Source organism: Methylosinus sp. (assembly GCF_036560965.1).
Classification (GTDB): domain Bacteria; phylum Pseudomonadota; class Alphaproteobacteria; order Rhizobiales; family Beijerinckiaceae; genus Methylosinus.
The window spans coordinates 1-1,675 of sequence record NZ_DATBQF010000051.1; the positions used below are offsets into that span (position 1 = coordinate 1).

Genomic DNA, 1,675 nt, shown 5'->3' on the forward strand with positions numbered 1-1,675 from the left:
ATCGATGCGGCGTGGATAGACCTTGACCATGCCCTTTGGCGCGCGCGTCTCGAGTTCGGGCGCGGTGTCGCAGGCGAAGACGATGGTCGGCACGCGGCATTTGCCGGCCTGCGCGAACACATTGGTCGCGAGATTGTCGGAGATGCCGAACACGCATTTGGCGACGGTGTTCGAGGTCGCCGGCGCGACGATCAGCGTATGATAGACGCCGTAATAGAAATTGCCGACCGGCGCCGCGCTCGCCGTCGTGTCCCTGAACACGCGCACATTGCTGGGCAGAGCGAGGTCGTGTTTGTACATGCGCACGACCTCGGCGGCGGCCTTGCTGACAAAGAGATCGACATGATCGAGCGTGCGGATCACGTCGAGGCATTCGGTGAAGAAATGGCCGGAGCCGGTCAGCGCCCAGCCCCAGCGCGGCGTTGGAACTTTTTTCATGAAGCGATCTTTCGTGACGAACTGGCGAGGAAAACGCGAGAGCCGGGGACGCCGCCCCGCGCGAGGATTTCAGGCGCCCCATCCAGCGCGCCGGGGCCGGCGATGAAGACATCGAGCCCGGCGGCGTGAGAGGCGAAGCAGGGATCGACGAGGGCGCGCGAGTCGAGCGCCGTATCGACATCGACGCTCTTGATCAGCAAAAGCCGCGCCGCGCCGCTCTCATGCGCATAGATGGCGGAGAGGCTGTCGGAGGTCACATCCCAATTCGCGGCCACGCGCAAATCGCTCGCCATCGCGCTCGGGCGCCACACGGCGATGCTTCCGCTGGCGTGGACGGCGCCCGCCTCTTCCGGCGTCGCCGCGCTATCGAGGCCCTCGAATTTATCGACCAGCGCCAGGCCATATTGCTCCATCGCCAGGACGGCCATCTTGTGCGCGACGTGATCCGAGAAACCCATCGGCGGCTGCGCCGCGCGCACCGCGTCGGCGAAAGGTCCGCCGCCCGGCACAATGGTGAGCGGCCCCGGAAACGCGGGCAGCGCGGCGATCCATCGCGCAAGGAGCGGCGAACGCCACAGGCTGCCGCCGATCTTGACGACGAGCGCGCTCATGCGGGCGCGCTCAAGGGAGCGGCGCGCTCGCGGCGAATGCGCACGCCCACCGCGCCCGGCGCGACGACATCGAGCTTCTCGACCTCGACGCCCACGGCGTGCACCCGTTCGTGCGAGAGCACGCGCTCGGCGAGACGTTCGGCGATGGTCTCGACAAGCTCGATATGTCCCGCCGCGAGAATGATTTTGATCGCGTCCATGATCACGTCATACGAGAAGGCCATGCGCATGTCGTCCGGCCCGGCGAGTCGATAAACCTCGACATCGACGTTGAAGCGCACGCGCTGCGCGTGGCCGCGCTCGAAGCCATAGGCGCCGATCTCCACCGGCATCACGAGATCGCGCACGAAGACGTGATCGACCTCGACTCCTCTGGAAGCGGGCGCGACAGTTGGAGCCTGTTCGCGCGGAATCAAATCGCGGATCAGCGTCACGGCGTCCGGTGCCAGCGTGTTGCGCCGATCGCCGGCCTCGCAAAGCGCGCCGCGAAAGCCCAGCACGTCGGGCCTCAGCACCAGCAGGCGCGGCGCGTCCGGCGCCTCCAGCGAGCCCGCGAGGCCCGCCTTGAGGCCAAGCGCGCGGCATTGGCCGACAAAATCGGCGAGAACGCCGACGCTCATGCAATC

Annotated in this window: 3 protein-coding genes; all 3 read right to left on the minus strand. The window is 66.9% G+C overall.

The window, feature by feature from the left end; genetic code table 11:
• The coding region (locus VIF40_RS12835; RefSeq protein ID WP_331937903.1) for a flavoprotein at positions 1-438 on the minus strand (438 nt) is incomplete at its 3' end.
• Complete coding sequence (locus VIF40_RS12840) at positions 435-1,049, minus strand: uridylate kinase (RefSeq protein ID WP_331937904.1); 615 nt, start codon at positions 1,047-1,049, stop codon at positions 435-437. The genes VIF40_RS12840 and VIF40_RS12835, both read right to left, overlap by 4 nt.
• On the minus strand, positions 1,046-1,675 hold a 630-nt coding region (locus tag VIF40_RS12845), incomplete at its 5' end, for a dihydroneopterin aldolase (protein WP_331937905.1). The genes VIF40_RS12845 and VIF40_RS12840, both read right to left, overlap by 4 nt.